The organism is Sphingomonas sp. (assembly GCF_041661885.1).
GTDB lineage: Bacteria > Pseudomonadota > Alphaproteobacteria > Sphingomonadales > Sphingomonadaceae > Sphingomonas.
This window is the reverse complement of sequence record NZ_JBAZTL010000001.1, coordinates 537,516-553,076: the sequence shown is the minus strand read 5'-3', so window position 1 is coordinate 553,076 and position 15,561 is coordinate 537,516. Positions and strand designations below refer to the sequence as shown.

Here is a 15,561-nt window from a genome sequence, read left to right as displayed (position 1 = left end):
CTATCGGCTGAAGCGCGCGGCCAATTCGGCGTGGGTCGACCAGCGGAACTGCCCCACTGGCTGCACCCAGTCGAGCGTATAGCCGCTTTTGCACAAAATCTCCGCATCGCGTGCAAAGCTGCTGGGATTGCACGAAACATAGGCGATCACCGGCACCTTTGATGCCGCCAGTTGCGTCACCTGTTCGCGCGCGCCCGCCCGCGGCGGATCGAGCACGATCGCCTCGAACCGGTCGCATTCCGCACTCGTCAGCGGACGCCGGAACAGGTCGCGATGCTCGGCGAACACCGCCCGGCCCGCCTGCGCCGCGCCCGCCTTCAACGCGAAGATCGCATCGCGCCCGGCCTCGGCGGCATACACCTTGCCGGGCAGCGACAGCGCCAGCGTGCCCAGCCCGGCGAACAGATCCGCGCTCACGCGCACCGCGCCAACCGCCTCGCGCACCGCGGCAACCAGGCTCGCCTCGCCCTCGCGCGTCGCTTGCAGGAAGCTGCCCGAAGGAAACGGCACCGCCACGCCACTAAGCGTGATCGTCACCGGCTCAGGCTCCCAACGCGTTTCGGGGCCGATCCCGTCATCGACGGCGAAACGTGCGATGCCGTGCGCACCGCAAAACGCCGTGATCCCCTCGGCAATCGCCAGCCCCTCGGCCAGCTTGCCCTCGATCAGCAGATCGATGCCCTGATCGACCTCGGTCAGATGCAGCCGCGCCCGCCCTTTCAGCGCGCGCGCGAGCAGTTTGCGTAAAGGTGCCAGTATGGCGAACAAGGACGGCGTCAGGACCAAGCATTCCTGCACATCGACGATCGCATGGCTGGCAGGCTCGCTGAACCCCAGCCGGACCGCCCCGCCCTTGACCTCGGCATGGAGCGCCGCGCGCCGCCGCGTCTGCATCGACGACAGCAAGGGCGACCGGATCGGTGCCGTCAGCCCCTGCGCGGCCAGCGCGCCCGCTATGCGATCGGTGAGGAAATCGGCATAGCTGGCATCGTCGAGATGCTGGAGCTGACACCCGCCGCACAGCGGGAAATGCCGGCATGGCGGCGTCTGGTGGTGCGGCCCCGGAATCACGAGATTGTCGGGCGTCAGCGTGTCCCCCGGCGCGGCAAAGGCGGCGTGGCGACCATCGGCGGTCACGCCGTCGCCCCGCGCGGCAACCCGAACAATCACATCGCTCACAACGCAGCCCTTACTCTCGAAATTTCATGCGCCAAATCGTCCGCCAGAAACGCGCCGCCCAAGCGCCGCGCCGCCGCGCCGTGCATCCACACCGCTGCCGCAGCGCGCGCGCGCGTCGCCAGCGGCGAATCGCTTGCCGCCATCGCCGCCACCGCCCCGGCCAGCACATCGCCAGTACCGGCGGTGGAGAGCCAGGACGAGCCGCCGGGTGCCACCACCACGCTGCCATCAGGGTCCGCGATGACCGTGTCGGCCCCCTTGAACACCACCACCGCGCCCGATGACGCTGCGGCAGCGCGCGCCGCCTCGATCTTGCTGCCGCCCCATGCGCCGAACGCCGCAACGAACTCGCCGCCATGCGGGGTCAGGATCGTCGGCGCTTTCCGGTCATGGAAGGTCCGGCCATCGAGCAAATGCAGTGCATCGCCATCGATCACCAACGGACGATCGCTCGCCAGCGCGCACGCAAGCTTGGATCGCGCCGCATCGTCGCGCCCGAGACCGGGGCCGATCAGAATGGCACCGATGCGCGCGTCCGCAAGCGCGTCCGCCGACCACACCCGACGCACCAGCGCGTACGGCGTGTTGGCCGGCAGCGTGTCCGACAGCAACAGCACATAGCCCGCCCCGGCCCGCATCGCCGCCTCCGAAGCGAGCGCGGCGGCTCCGGGCATGATCCCGCCCACCACCGCCACCATGCCGCGCGTATATTTGGTGCTATCGATTCCGGGCGCTCGCAGCGTGGGGCGATCGATCACCGTCGCGCGCGCGGCGCTGCGCGTATCCAGGCCGATCTCCACCAACCGCACCGTTCCGCAAAGTTCGGCAGACGCGGCAAGCACATGCACGGGTTTCGACGCACCCAGTGCGAGCGTGATATCGAAGCGGCTGACAGTATCGATCAGCGCCTCGCCCGTGTCGGTGGCAAGGCCGGTCGGCACATCGACCGTGATCGAAAGCCGCGCCGCCTGCACCAGCGCAGCCAGCGATGCTGCAATGGCATCGTCGACCCGCCGCGACAGCCCCGTCCCGAAAATGGCATCCAGCACAACCGGCGCAGGCGCGGCATCGCCAAGCGCTTCAACGTCCCCATCCCAGCCGCTGCGTGCCTGAATGGCGGCCTCGCTCATCGGAGCGCCCGTCGCCGCCACGCGCACCGCGACGCCGTTCGCGCGCAAAATCCGCGCCGCGACATAGCCGTCGCCGCCATTATTGCCGGGGCCGCACAGCACCAGCACCGGTGCTGCGCCCGCGAGCCGCCGCACCGCCTCGGCCACACCCGCCCCGGCGCGCTCCATCAACGCGGTGACGCTGGTTCCCGCATCGATCGCGCGCTGTTCGGCCGCGCGCATCTCGGCTGCGGTCAGAATCGGCTGACCGTCGATCGGGATCATGAGGCGCTCGCGGTCTTGCCCTTGACCGTGGCGGGCAAGCGATAGTGGTCCCCGCCTAGCGCAACCTCGATCTCGCCATTGGCAATGATCGTCACCACTGCCGTCTCCGCACCGTCCGCAGCGATGACGCCGCGCCCGTCCTTGGTCACCAAAAGACGGTGGAACGCCCCGTCGGGGTGGCGCACGGTCAGCACCAGCCCGGCATCGGTCTCGCTCCGATCAACCGTGCAGACCCTCGCGAAATCGGCCGAACCACGCTGCGCGCAGACGATATTCCCCCTATCGTCGCGCGCCCGGCGTTGTTCCGCCTCGACTTTGGCGAGTGTGGCGTGGTCGGTACGTTGCTCCCCGCACGCGGCGAGCGAAAAGGCCAGCAAAAGTAGACTAGATATCCGCGTAGACATGAGTTTCGGCGCTGGCTCCCGGGTGCGTAACCGCGCCCTTATAGGCAGGCCCGACCGTCTGGGAATAGCGCCACAGCGCGCCCGCCTGGTAATCATTGACGCGCGGCACCCACGCCGCCTTGCGCGCCGCCAGCGTTTCGGGGGGCACGTCAAGGTCGATCGTACCCGCTTCAGCGTCGATGCGGATGATATCGCCATCCTCGACCAGCCCGATCGGCCCGCCCTCGGCGGCTTCCGGCCCGACATGGCCGATGCAGAAGCCGCGCGTACCGCCCGAGAAGCGACCATCGGTGATCAACGCGACCTTTTCACCCAGCCCAAGACCGTAAAGCGCGGCGGTGGTCGACAGCATCTCGCGCATACCGGGGCCGCCCTTGGGGCCTTCATAGCGGATGATGATGACTTCACCCTCGTTAATCTGGCGCGCCTCGACCGCCGCAAAACAATCCTCTTCACAATCGAACACGCGCGCCGGGCCGGTGAACTGCAAGCGGTGCATCCCCGCGACCTTCACGATCGCGCCATCGGGCGCGAGCGTGCCGCGCAAGCCGACCACGCCGCCTGTCGCCGACAGCGGTGCCTTGACGTCGTAAATGACCTTCTGGTCGGGGTTCCAGGTGACCTGATCGATGTTCTCGCCGAGCGTCTTGCCCGTCACGGTCAGGCAATTGCCGTCGAGGAAACCGCCTTCGAGCATCGTCTTCATCAGCATGTAGACGCCGCCCGCCTCATACATGTCCTTGGCGACGTATTTCCCGCCGGGCTTGAGATCGGCAATATAAGGCGTTGATTTAAAAGCCTCTGCCACATCGAACAAATCGAAGGCGATGCCCGCTTCATTGGCCATCGCCGGCAAATGCAGCGCGGCGTTGGTCGATCCGCCCGTTGCCGCAACGACACGGGCGGCGTTGATAAAGGCCTCGCGCGTGCAGATGTCGCGCGGGCGGATGTTGCGGGCGATCAGCTCCATCACCTGTTCACCCGCCGCAATCGCGATTTCCTCGCGGCCACGATAGGGGGCTGGCATCATGTTAGAATTGGGCAGCGACAGACCGATCGCTTCACCCACGCACGCCATCGTATTGGCGGTGAACTGGCCACCGCACGCACCGTGACCGGGGCACGCGACCTTTTCGAGCTCGATCAGCTCCTGCAACGGGCACCCCCCCGCCGCATATTGCCCAACCGCCTCGAACACATCGACGACGGTGACGTCGCGATTGTGGAACCGGCCCGGCAGGATCGACCCGCCATAAACGAAGATGCTCGGCACGTTCAGCCGCAGCATCGCCATCATCATGCCCGGCAGCGATTTGTCGCACCCGGCAAAGCCGACCAACGCGTCATAGCAATGGCCGCGCACGCTGAGTTCGACCGAGTCGGCAATCACTTCGCGGCTGATGAGCGAGGATTTCATCCCCTGATGGCCCATCGCGATGCCATCGGTAACGGTGATGGTGTTGAACCGGCGCGGCATCCCGCCGCCGGTGATGACGCCCGCCTGCGCGGCATCGGCCTGATCGTCGAGCGTGGTGTTGCACGGCGCGGAATTGTTGCCAGCCGACGCAAGCGCGACGAACGGCTTTGCGATGTCCGCCTCGGATATGCCCATCGCGTAATAATAACTGCGGTGGGGGGAGCGTTCCGGCCCAACCGAAACGTGACGGCTGGGGAGCTTGGATTTGTCGAAGGTACGGGTCATGACGAAAGCCTATGTCGTAAAAATGCGATTCGACGCAAGTCTGTTACGTATTTCGCTTAAAATTGGTCCGAGAATCGCGGTCCAGCGCGCGACAGCCTGCGCGTCCGCGATCAAATCGTTGCGGATTTCGATCGAGAGACTGGCTATCCCGGTGCCCTCGCCATGCCGGTTGAGCGTCGCATTGAGCAGGCGACCCGAATAGGGTTCGTTGTCGCCGGTAACGAGCCCCTGCTTCTCCAGAAGCGGCAGCGCAATCTCGGCTGCACGGCGATCGCGATTGGACAGGATGCCGATTTCCCAAGGACGCTCCGGCCCGCCGACGCTTTCGAGCTGTGGCGTGAAGCTGTGGATCGCCGCCAGCAATATCGGGCGATGCGCGGCAATCGTGGAAGCCAGCGCGCGATGATAGGGGGCGTGGAAGCGGGCGATGCGCTCCCCCCGGTCGGCGGTGAGGTTGCCGGGAATGGCGTGCCCGTCGCTTGTCGCCGGGATCAACCCCGGCGAATCAACCGGGCGATTGAGGTCAATCACCAGCCGCGACACCGTGGCGAGGAATGCCGGCGCCGCCAGCGTGCCCGCCAATGCCTCGGTCACCGCCGCGCTGCCAAGGTCGATTGCGATATGCTTGTCGAGAAGGGTTGAAGGGATGCCAAGATCGATCCCCGCCGGAATCGCGTTGGAAGCGTGATCGCAGATCAGCAGGATACCGCCCGGCGTACCGCCAACAAGGCGAGGGAGCGTCATGCCCGCATGGGGACGGCGCGGTTGCCCGCGCCGTCCCGCTGCATGGATGGCGCGCGGGGGGACCGTGGACCATCAACGGGCGCTCCGCTGGGGGCGGCGGACCCGTTCGATCTGACCACAGCAAGGCCAGTGCCAACCGCGCATTTCCGCCGTTGCGGCACAATGCGCCGCGTCGCCTGTCCCGAAATGGAGCGGATTCCTGTCATACGAGTCGCGTTTCGAGACACCACCACCCCGGCTGGGCGGCACGAATGCGCGTCGCGGCGGCGGCGCGCTCCACCTCATCCGCATAGAGGGCAAAGCAGGTCGCGCCCGATCCCGACATCCGCGCCAGCACTGGATTGCCCTCGCCAAGCGCGTCCAGCACTGCATCGATTTCGGGCGCGAGTGCGCGCGCCGGTGCCTCCAGGTCATTGCGACCTTCCAGTGCCATCGCCAGCACCGCGCCGCTCGGCATCGCACCGCGATCAACACCGTCCCAGGCCTTGAACACCGCGGCGGTGGAAACCGCTACGCCGGGGTTCACCAGCAATGCCGGCATGTCTGCCAGCCCTGCCAGCGCTTCCAGCCGCTCGCCGCGCCCCTGCCCCATTGCGGTGCGCCCGAGCAGGCAAGCGGGTACGTCCGAGCCAAGCGCGGCCGCAATCTCGAACAGGCGCGGATCGTCGGTCGCGACGTCGTGCAGCCGCGCCAGCGCACGCAGTGCCGCCGCCGCATCGGCAGAGCCGCCGCCAATGCCCGAGGCGACCGGCAAATGCTTGTCGAGCGTAAACACGCCCCCCACCGCCACGCCAAAGCGATCGGCAAAGGCGCGCGCGGCGCGGGTGACGAGATTGTCGCCCTCGCCCGTCAGCCCGTCCGCAAACGGACCCGTGATGGTCAGCGACAGCGGGCCCGGCTCCAGCGAGACGGTGTCGCCATCGGCGACAAAGGCGAACAGCGTTTCCAGCTCATGATAGCCATCGGCGCGGCGCGCGCGGACGTGCAGCGCGAGGTTGATCTTGGCGGGGGCGTTTTCGGTGATCATCGGCGGCAGCCCCTAAAACAAGATCGCACCGATTGAAAACAGCGATGCTCTCCTGCGAAGGCAGGAGCCCAGAATTGCCGGGCACAGCGCTTGCGCCTCTGGACTCCTGCTTACGCAGGAGAACGATCCCGGCCTTTGCCGGGGAAGAGGAGTTCACCGGAAGGACACGTTACATATTCGGATAATTCGGGCCCCCGCCGCCCTCCGGCACCACCCAGTTGATGTTCTGCGTCGGGTCCTTGATGTCGCAGGTCTTGCAGTGGACGCAATTCTGCGCGTTGATGACAAACTTCGGGTTGCCCTCTTCCTGCCCGACGATTTCATACACACCCGCCGGGCAATAACGCTGCGCCGGTTCGTCATACATTGGCAGGTCGTATGCGACCGGGATGTTCGGGTCCTTCAGCGTCAGATGGACGGGCTGATCCTCCTCATGATTGGTGTTCGAGATGAACACCGAGGACAGGCGATCGAAGGTCAGCACGCCATCGGGCTTGGGATAGGCGATCGGCCTCACCTGATCCTTGCGCCACAGGCTTTCATTGTTGCGGTGGTGCTTCATCGTGAAGGGCATCTTGAGGCCGATATATTCGGCCCACATCGTCACGTTCGCCAGCGCCGAGCCAATCAGCTCGCCGAACTTTTCGACCAGCGGCACGACGTTGCGGACGATCGACAGCTCCTTCTTGACCCAACTCGCCTCGAACGCCTCCGGATATGCCGCCAGCTCATCGTGCTGGCGCTGCGACAGGATCGCATCGACCGCAGCTTCCGCCGCCATCATGCCGCTCTTCATCGCGGTGTGCGTGCCCTTGATGCGCGGCACGTTGAGGAAGCCCGCCGAACAGCCGATCAGCGCGCCGCCGGGGAAGACCAGCTTGGGGATCGACTGCAACCCGCCATCGCTGATCGCGCGCGCGCCGTAGGACACACGCTTGGCGCCCTTGAGGATCTTGGCGATCTCGGGATGCGTCTTCCAGCGCTGCATTTCGTGGAAGGGCGAGAGATAGGGGTTGGAATAGCTGAGCCACGTCACGAAACCGAGCGCGACCTGCCCGTTGGCCTGATGATACAGGAAACCGCCGCCATTCGAGCCCTCGGTCTCGTTGAGCGGCCAGCCTTGTGTGTGGATCACGCGGCCGGGCACATGGTTCTCGGGCGCGATGTCCCACAATTCCTTGATGCCGATGCCGTAAACCTGCGGCTGGCTGTCCTTTGCCAGATCGAAGGTGCGGATGATCTGCTTGGACAGATGGCCGCGCACACCTTCCCCGAAGAAGGTGTATTTGGCGTGGATTTCGAGGCCCGGCGTATAATCGGGCTTGTGCGTGCCGTCGCGCGCCACGCCCATGTCACCGGTGGCGACGCCCTTTACCGAGCCGTCATCATTGTACAGGATTTCGGCGGCGGCAAAGCCCGGGAAAATCTCGACGCCCAGTTCCTCGGCCTGGGTCGCCAGCCAGCGGCACAGATTGCCGAGGCTGCCGGTATAGGTGCCCTTATTGTGCATGAAGGGCGGCGTGAGGAAATGTGGCACCGAAACCTTGCCCGTCCTGGACAGCATCCAATGCTGGTTGTCGGTGACGGGCACTTCGGCGAGCGGGCAGCCCTTTTCGCGCCAATCGGGGATCAGCTCATCGAGCGAACGCGGATCGATCACCGCGCCCGACAGGATATGCGCCCCGACTTCGGACCCTTTTTCGAGGATGCAGACCGACAGGTCCGCACCCTTTTCGGCCGCGACCTGTTTCAGCCGGATCGCCGCCGACAGGCCGGCAGGGCCAGCCCCGACGATTACGACGTCATAGGGCATGGATTCGCGGTGGTTTTCGGCCCCAGTTTCTTGGCTGCTCACGTATCGTCTCCATCGCGGACACCGTCTGCGCATTCTCGTCGCGCGTGCGGCACGTCCTGTCCATCTCCGCGTGCCAGCGAATTGACCTTCGCGTCAACATGGGAGTCTAAAGGAACGCATGGGGGCTGACCAGAATATCGATTGGCGATTGGCCGCAGCGAGCGCGCTCGAATGGTGGCGCGACGTCGGCATCGACACGCTGGTCGACGAGGAAGCGCACGACTGGACCGCCGCCCCGCCCGCCCCCGTCGCAACGCAGCCACTGCGCGCAGCCCCGCGCGCCGTAGCGGCACCCGTCGTCGTACCGCTGCCGACGACGCTCGATGCCTTCATCGCGTGGCGCAATGGTCCCGATGCGCCGGAGGCAGCGTGGCGCGGCGATCCGATCGCGGCATCGGGCAATCCTGCCGCCGACATCATGATTTTGGTCGATGTGCCCGATCGCGAAGATAGCGATACCGGTATGTTGCTGAGCGGCACGGTCGGGCGGTTGTTCGACCGGATGCTGGCCGCAATCGGGCGGAATCGCGACTCGGTCTATCTGGCGCCGATGTGCTCGGTGCGCCCGATGGCGGGCCGAATCGCGCCCGAAATCGAGGCGCGGCTGGTCGAAATCGCGCGCCATCATGTCGCGCTGGTCGCCCCGAAACGGGTGCTTCTGTTAGGGAATGCGCCCAGTCGTGGATTTACCGGGATGGACGTCGCCCGTGCGCGCGGTAGTTTGCAGGCGATTAACCTCGAAAGTGGCATGGGTGCGACCACGGTTGATGTGGTGGCCAGTTTCCATCCGCGACTCTTGCTGGAACGGCCCGCCGAAAAGGCGCGCGCGTGGAAGGACTTGCAGATGCTGATCGCAGGATTGGGCGCATGAGCGCTAGACTGGCCGTCATCGCCACCTTGGCGCTCACCCTTCCCGGTGTAGCGCACGCGGCGGGGGAGCCGCCCGCGTCGATCGAAACCGCGACCCCGCGCGGCGTTATTCCCATGCAGATCGATGTCGAACAGCGCGAGGGCTATCGCGCGGTCTTCGCCAGCATTCGCAGCCAGCGATGGCAAGACGCGCAGCTTCAGCTCGCCGCCCTCAAACCCGGCCCGCTCCATGCGATCGCACAGGCGGAATTGCTGACCGCCAAGGGTTCGCCCAAGGCCGATCTCGATCCGCTGATGAAGCTGCTCGCCAGCGCACCCGAACTGCCGCAAGCCAAACAAATCCTGACGATGGCCGCGTCGCGCGGTGGCGTCGGGCTGCCGCCGCTGCCCGAAGCCCGCGCGCTCACCTGGATCGATGGCGCGCCGGCCCGCAAGCGCGCGAAAAGCTTCGGCAAGGGCGATTTGCTCGCGGTCGAACTCGCGCTGAAGATGCAGCCGCTCATCAAGGAAGATCGCGGTGCGGACGCGCAGGCCCTGCTCGAGGCGACGCCGGGGCTTTCCTCGGATCTGCAGACCGAGTGGCAGCGCAAGATCGCGTGGATGTATTTCCTCGCGGGTGACGACACCAATGCCCGCGCGATGGCGCAGAAGGCCGCCGCCGGATATGGCGATTTCGCGGTCGAGGGCCAGTGGGTCGGTGCGCTGGCGGCGTGGCGGCAGCATGATTGCGCCACCGCTGGCACGCTGTTCGAGGGCGTTGCCGCCCGCGCCAGCGATGTCGACCTGCGCGCGGCGGCGCTCTATTGGGCAGCGCGCGCCGACATGCAGTGCGCACGTCCCGATCGGGTTGAAAACCGGCTGAAAAACGCCGCGCAATACCGTGAGACCTTTTACGGCCTGCTCGCACGTCAGACGCTCGGCATCCGCGAAACCGCACCACACCCGATGGCGGCGGTGGTCGCGAGCGATTGGCAGACGCTCGGTCGCCGCCCGAATGTGCGCGTGGCGGCGGCTCTGGTCGAGATCGGCGAGAACACCCTTGCCGACAGCGTGATCCGGCAACAGGCGCGGATCGGCGACCCCGCCGAATATCCCGCCCTGGTCCGCCTCACCACCGCGCTCGACCTGCCCGCCACGCTGGTATGGCTGTCGCACAACGGCCCGGTCGGCGCGATGCCACCGGTCGAAGCGCGCTTCCCCGCACCCAATTGGGCCCCCGATGGCGGCTGGCGCGTCGACAAGGCACTGGTCTTTGCCCATACGCTGCAGGAATCGCGCTTCCGCACCGATGTCGTCAGCCCGGCGGGGGCTTATGGCCTGATGCAGGTCCGCCCCGGTGCCGCGACCGACATCGCTCGCAAACAAGGCCGCACGTTCGACCGCAGCGCGCTGTCGCGACCCGGCACCAATTTCGAGGTTGGACAAAGCTATCTCGAGCAATTGCGCGATCAACATTGCACAGACGGCCTGCTGCCCAAGGTGATCGCGGCCTACAATGCCGGCCCCGGCCCGGTCGAGGCGTGGAACGCGCAAGCGCGCGACGGTGGTGATCCGTTGCTCTACATCGAATCGATCCCATTCTGGGAGACGCGCGGCTACGTCACCACGGTGCTGCGTAATTATTGGGTCTATGAGGCGCAGACCGGCAAGACCGCCTCGGTCAGCCGTGCTGCCCTGTCGCAGGGCCTGTGGCCGCGCTTCCCCGGTCTGCCGGGGGCCGCAGCGGTTCGGCTCACGTCGAGCGCTTCCTCTGGCCGTACGATGGCGAGCACCACGGCGACCCGCACTACAGGACAAACGATCACCCGTGCCGATTGACGAAAGCCTGACGTTCCAGCCCGTCCGCATCGCCATCCTCACCGTTTCCGACACGCGCGGCCTGGCTGAGGATCGCTCGGGCGACACGCTCGTCGCGCGGCTGGAGGGTGCGGGGCACATCCTCGCCGCGCGCGAGATCGTGCGCGACGATGCCGATCTGATTGTCGCCACGCTGCATCGCTGGATCGATGACGATCAGGTCGATTGCATCATCACCACCGGCGGCACCGGCGTTACCGGACGCGACGTAACGCCCGAAGCGATCGAGCGCGTCGCCGACAAGATGATCCCTGGTTTCGGCGAACTGTTCCGCTGGCTCAGTTTTCAGACGATCGGCACTTCGACGGTGCAATCGCGCGCCTGCGCCTGCGTGACGCGCGGCACCTACATCTTCGCACTGCCCGGCTCGACTGGTGCCGTGAAGGATGGGTGGGACGGCATATTGGCAAGCCAGCTCGACAGCCGCCACCGCCCCTGCAATTTCGTCGAGCTGATGCCGCGTTTGCGCGAGCGCTAATGGACCAGCAGGTTCCACGTACGGGCCGTCGCTGGATCATAGCTGGCATAGTCGTTCTTGGTGGCGTGATTGTCTTCTATGCGGGCATTCTTCTGGGACGACGGCAGACGGCCGCCGAGCCGCCGCAAAAAAACGGCACCCGGCATCGATCGCGCATCCACGACACCGCGCGTCCGCAACGTCTTTTCGCCTACGGTCATCGCTGACCCGTATGTCCTGGACGAGCAGCGCAAGGTGGTTGAGGCGCTTGAGCGGTCGTGCGACATTCAACACCAAAATTGCGAAACCGCGCACGAGGCTCGCGCTTATCTCGACGCTCGCAAATAGACGTCGCGATCAGGCGTCCGCTTGCAGCCGCGTCATCACCACCGCCGGCTGGCGTAGATCGAGCAAGCGCTCGTTGTCCTCGGTCGCGTGCGCTACCATCGGCACCATTGCCGGGACGGCAAGCCAATCATGCGCCCTGCATCACCGCCAATTCATGCCCCGCCACATCGCGAAAATGAAACCGCCGCCCGCCGGGAAACGCAAAAATCGCGAGCGTGATCTCGCCCCCAGCCGCAAGCACCGCCGCTTCCGCCGCCTCCAGATCCGCGATCTCGATCACCGGCAGCGCGGCGGCGGTCTGTTCCGCCAGATTGCCCTGCAAACCGATGTCGGTGTCACCACTCATGGTGGACGCATAGCTCGGCCCGAAATCGGTGAAATCCCACCCGAAGGCGGCCGCGTAAAACGCCTTGGCCGCAGCAAGGTCACCAACCGGCAGTTCGAGATAGTTCAGACGCGCCATCGCAAAGCTCTCAAATGTTCTTGTTACGTTCTTATCTGGCTGCTACCATTTGTCAATGGCCCAAAACCGCCCCCAGCGCGGCGCAACGCTCAATCGCGAAAGCCGCCGCTTCAACTTGCCCGAACGGGAAGCAGATGGCGACTGGCTGGATGACCGCGACGCGCTCGACGGCGCTCCGCCGCGCCTGCGCACCACGGTGACAGTCGAACGCCCGCGCACAATCATCAGCCGCAACAGCTCGCCCGACGTGCCGTTCGATCGCTCGATCAACCCCTATCGCGGCTGTGAGCATGGCTGCATCTATTGCTTCGCGCGACCGACCCACGCGTTCCACGACCTGTCCCCCGGCCTCGATTTCGAGAGCAGGCTGTTCGCCAAGCCCGACGCCCCCGCCCTGCTGCGCACCGAACTGGCCAAGCGCGGTTATGTTGCGCAGCCGATCGCGTTCGGCACCAATACCGATCCTTATCAGCCGATCGAAACCGAATGGCGCGTCACGCGCGGCTGTATCGAAGTGCTGGCCGAAACCAGCCACCCGTTGACCATCACCACCAAATCCGACCGCGTTGTGCGCGACATCGATCTGCTTGGCCTCATGGCGGCAAAGGGGCTGGTGGCGGTGGCGATTTCGGTCACCTCGCTTGACCCCAGGATCGCGATGACGGTGGAGCCGCGCGCGCCAACGCCGGCGCGCAGATTGGCCGCGGTGCGCGCGCTGGTCGCGGCGGGCATCCCAACGCATGTTTCGATCGCTCCCGTCATCCCTGCGATCACCGATCACGAAATCGAGCACTTGGTCGAGCAGGCGGCGCAAGCCGGCGCGCGCTCGGTCTCGTTCATTCCGGTGCGGTTGCCGTGGGAGGTCGCCCCGTTGTTCAAAGCATGGCTCGACACGCATTTCCCCGACCGCGCGAGCAAGGTGATGGCGACGATCGCCTCGATCCGTCAGGGCCGCGAAAACGACCCTGGCTTCTTCTCGCGGATGCGCGGCAGCGGCCCGTGGGCGGACCTGTTGCGCACGCGCTTCCTCATCGCCTGCCGCAAGCACGGCATGAACCAGGAACGGATCGTGCTGCGCACCGACCTGTTCCGGCCCCCGGCGGGGCCGCAGGGCGATTTGTTCGGCTGAAGGATCTTGCTCGAAATTGCCACGTCCCGGTGAGACTCGGACTCGAACAAAGGTTTTGCTATCGCGGTCGGCATGAGCCGCATCAAGAACGCCCTGCCCCCGCGCGAGGAACTCGAACGATTGATCGACGCACAGGGGCATTTGACGATCCGCGCGACCCCCAATGCGGGCGCGAACGACATCCGCCTGCCTGCCGATGGAGCACCTGCCGTGCTCAACGTGCGGACCACGGTGACGCCCGAGGATGGCAAGGCCAATGACGCGGTGCTCGCCTTGCTCGCCAAGGCACTCGGGTGCCCGCGCTCCGCGCTCACACTGGTGCGCGGTGCCACCGCGCGCGACAAGGTGGTGCTGGTGACGCGCTAACGCGGGAGTATTGCCGCGAATCCCCGTTCGCCCTGAGCTTGTCGAAGGGCACCTCTCAAAGTGCGGGACGCGCGTGGGGCGAGCGGGGCTTCGACAAGCTCAGCCCAAACCGAAAGAAGCGGAAACCCCAGCTTCAGGCCGCCGCGAGCACATGGTCCTTGAACTGTTCGCGCAATGCGGTCTTGAGCAGCTTGCCCGTCGCAGTGTGCGGCAGCGCATCGACGAACACGATCTCATCGGGCAGCCACCATTTCGCAACGTGCTGCGCCAGGTGCGCGAGGATTTCGTGCGGGGTAACGCCACTGCCAGGCTTGCGCACCACGACCAGGAGCGGGCGCTCATCCCATTTCGGGTGATAGACGCCGATCGCCGCTGCCTCCGCGACGCCGGGGCAGCCGATCGCGGCATTTTCGAGATCGACCGAGGAAATCCACTCCCCGCCCGATTTGATGACATCCTTGGCGCGATCGGTGATCTGCATCGTCCCATCGCTGTGGAGCACCGCGACATCGCCGGTGTCGAACCAATTGCCGGCATCGACCGCGTCCTCCGTGGCCTTGAAGTAACGCTTCACCACCCACGGCCCGCGCACTTGCAACCGACCCGAACTGGTGCCGTCGCGCGGCAGCACCGCCCCCGCATCATCAACGATACGCAATTCGATGCCGAAGGGAATCTGCCCCTGCTTGCCGACATGGTCGAGTTGGGCATCGGCGCTCATCTCGTCCCAATGCGGCGGCGGGAAACCGGCGGTGCCGACCGGGGAGGTCTCGGTCATCCCCCACAGGTGCTTGACCTCGACCCCCATGCCCATGATCCGCTCGATCATCGCGCGCGGCGCGGCCGATCCGCCGATCGTCACTTGGCTGAGGAAGCGCGGCACCTCGCCAGTCGCATCGATATGGCCGAACATCGCCAGCCACACCGTCGGCACCCCCGCCGAATGCGTGACCTTTTCCTGGTTCATCAGGCGGCACAGCACCGCCGGATCGTTGACTGCGGCATAAACGAATTTCGCCCCCGCCAGCGCGCCTGCAAACGGCAATCCCCAGGAAGCGGCATGGAACATCGGCACCACCGGCAGCACGACGGCGTTTGGCGACAGGTTGAACACCCACGGCGCCACCTCGGCCATCGCATGGATTACGGTCGAGCGATGTTCGTACAGCACGCCCTTGGGGTTGCCGGTGGTGCCGCTGGTGTAACACAACATGCACGGATCGCGCTCGGGCCCCTCGTGCCAGGCATAATCACCGTCTTCCCGCGCAATCAACGCATCGAAACCGCCATCGTCGAAACAGACATAGCGTTCGATGCTGGTCCACTGCGCCTTGAGCCGATCGACCAGCGGCTGGAACTGCTTGTCATACAGCAGCACGCGGTCTTCGGCGTGATTGGCGATATAAACGAGTTGTTCGTCGAACAGGCGCGGGTTGATGGTGTGGATCACCCCGCCCATGCCGATCGCTCCGTACCAGGCGATCAGATGATAGTGGTGATTCATCGCCAGCGTGGCGACGCGGTCGCCCGGTTTCAGCCCGATCCGCTCCAGCGCCTGCGCGAGCTTGCGCGCATCGCGCGCGACGCCGGACCAATTGGTGCGCGTCTCGCGCCCATCGGCCCAATAGCTGACGATTTCGCGCCCGCCATGCTCGCGCGCGGCATGGTCAAGCAAGCGCGGCACCCGCAATTCGAAATCCTGCATTCCGCCGAGCATCAAAAACTCCCCTACCGCCTGCGGGAGGGGTTTGCGGGAGGGAATGATG

General features: G+C 65.8%; 15 protein-coding genes. 5 read left to right on the top strand and 10 right to left on the bottom strand.

Features of this window, described 5'->3' with window-relative positions; genetic code table 11:
- The 7 genes from WC704_RS02735 to WC704_RS02705 form a co-directional block, all read right to left on the bottom strand.
- Window positions 1-1,179 carry a class I SAM-dependent RNA methyltransferase gene (locus tag WC704_RS02735; protein ID WP_372888440.1) on the bottom strand — a complete coding sequence of 393 codons (1,179 nt, stop codon included), beginning with the start codon at window positions 1,177-1,179 and terminating at the stop codon, window positions 1-3.
- The gene (locus WC704_RS02730; protein WP_372888439.1) at window positions 1,176-2,573 is read right to left on the bottom strand and encodes an NAD(P)H-hydrate dehydratase; all 1,398 of its coding nucleotides are present in this window, start codon (window positions 2,571-2,573) and stop codon (window positions 1,176-1,178) included. Before WC704_RS02730 ends, WC704_RS02735 begins: the two co-directional genes overlap by 4 nt.
- Window positions 2,570-2,950, bottom strand: a complete 381-nt coding sequence (locus tag WC704_RS02725) for a hypothetical protein (RefSeq protein ID WP_372888438.1) — start codon at window positions 2,948-2,950, stop codon at window positions 2,570-2,572. Before WC704_RS02725 ends, WC704_RS02730 begins: the two co-directional genes overlap by 4 nt.
- A gap of 7 nt (window positions 2,951-2,957) precedes the next feature.
- On the bottom strand, window positions 2,958-4,679 hold the full coding sequence (ilvD, locus tag WC704_RS02720) for a dihydroxy-acid dehydratase (protein WP_372888437.1): 1,722 nt from the start codon (window positions 4,677-4,679) through the stop codon (window positions 2,958-2,960).
- Window positions 4,680-4,688: 9 nt separating this feature from the next.
- On the bottom strand, window positions 4,689-5,423 hold the full coding sequence (locus WC704_RS02715) for an N-formylglutamate amidohydrolase (protein ID WP_372888436.1): 735 nt from the start codon (window positions 5,421-5,423) through the stop codon (window positions 4,689-4,691).
- A gap of 202 nt (window positions 5,424-5,625) precedes the next feature.
- Entirely contained in the window at window positions 5,626-6,450 is an 825-nt protein-coding gene (locus tag WC704_RS02710) for a 4-(cytidine 5'-diphospho)-2-C-methyl-D-erythritol kinase (protein ID WP_372888435.1), read from the bottom strand.
- A 169-nt stretch (window positions 6,451-6,619) separates the two neighbouring features.
- Window positions 6,620-8,263 carry an electron transfer flavoprotein-ubiquinone oxidoreductase gene (locus tag WC704_RS02705; protein WP_372888718.1) on the bottom strand — a complete coding sequence of 548 codons (1,644 nt, stop codon included), beginning with the start codon at window positions 8,261-8,263 and terminating at the stop codon, window positions 6,620-6,622.
- A 160-nt stretch (window positions 8,264-8,423) separates the two neighbouring features.
- Between WC704_RS02705 and WC704_RS02700 the strand changes: the two genes are divergently transcribed.
- Genes WC704_RS02700 through moaB form a run of 3 tightly spaced genes read left to right on the top strand, consistent with a single transcriptional unit; the run spans window position 8,424 to window position 11,510 of the window.
- Window positions 8,424-9,176, top strand: a complete 753-nt coding sequence (locus WC704_RS02700; protein ID WP_372888434.1) for a uracil-DNA glycosylase — start codon at window positions 8,424-8,426, stop codon at window positions 9,174-9,176.
- Window positions 9,173-10,993, top strand: a complete 1,821-nt coding sequence (locus tag WC704_RS02695) for a lytic transglycosylase domain-containing protein (RefSeq protein WP_372888433.1) — start codon at window positions 9,173-9,175, stop codon at window positions 10,991-10,993. Before WC704_RS02700 ends, WC704_RS02695 begins: the two co-directional genes overlap by 4 nt.
- Window positions 10,983-11,510 (top strand): molybdenum cofactor biosynthesis protein B, encoded by a 528-nt coding sequence (moaB, locus tag WC704_RS02690; RefSeq protein WP_372888432.1) that lies wholly within the window; start codon window positions 10,983-10,985, stop codon window positions 11,508-11,510. Before WC704_RS02695 ends, moaB begins: the two co-directional genes overlap by 11 nt.
- Here moaB and WC704_RS02685 read toward each other — a convergent pair.
- The gene (locus WC704_RS02685) at window positions 11,507-11,710 is read right to left on the bottom strand and encodes a hypothetical protein (protein ID WP_372888431.1); all 204 of its coding nucleotides are present in this window, start codon (window positions 11,708-11,710) and stop codon (window positions 11,507-11,509) included. The genes moaB and WC704_RS02685 overlap by 4 nt on opposite strands.
- Window positions 11,711-11,964: 254 nt before the next feature.
- Window positions 11,965-12,300: a VOC family protein gene (locus WC704_RS02680; RefSeq protein ID WP_372888430.1), complete on the bottom strand. Its 336-nt coding sequence runs from the start codon at window positions 12,298-12,300 to the stop codon at window positions 11,965-11,967.
- Between the two features lie 55 nt (window positions 12,301-12,355).
- Here WC704_RS02680 and WC704_RS02675 point away from each other — a divergent pair, with 55 nt between their 5' ends.
- Window positions 12,356-13,429, top strand: coding sequence for a PA0069 family radical SAM protein (locus tag WC704_RS02675; RefSeq protein ID WP_372888429.1), 1,074 nt, complete (start codon window positions 12,356-12,358; stop codon window positions 13,427-13,429).
- Between the two features lie 72 nt (window positions 13,430-13,501).
- Window positions 13,502-13,795: a DUF167 domain-containing protein gene (locus tag WC704_RS02670; protein ID WP_372888428.1), complete on the top strand. Its 294-nt coding sequence runs from the start codon at window positions 13,502-13,504 to the stop codon at window positions 13,793-13,795.
- A 133-nt stretch (window positions 13,796-13,928) separates the two neighbouring features.
- Here the strand turns inward: WC704_RS02670 and WC704_RS02665 are convergent, their stop codons facing one another.
- Entirely contained in the window at window positions 13,929-15,512 is a 1,584-nt protein-coding gene (locus WC704_RS02665; RefSeq protein WP_372888427.1) for a long-chain fatty acid--CoA ligase, read from the bottom strand.
- Window positions 15,513-15,561 lie beyond the last annotated feature (49 nt).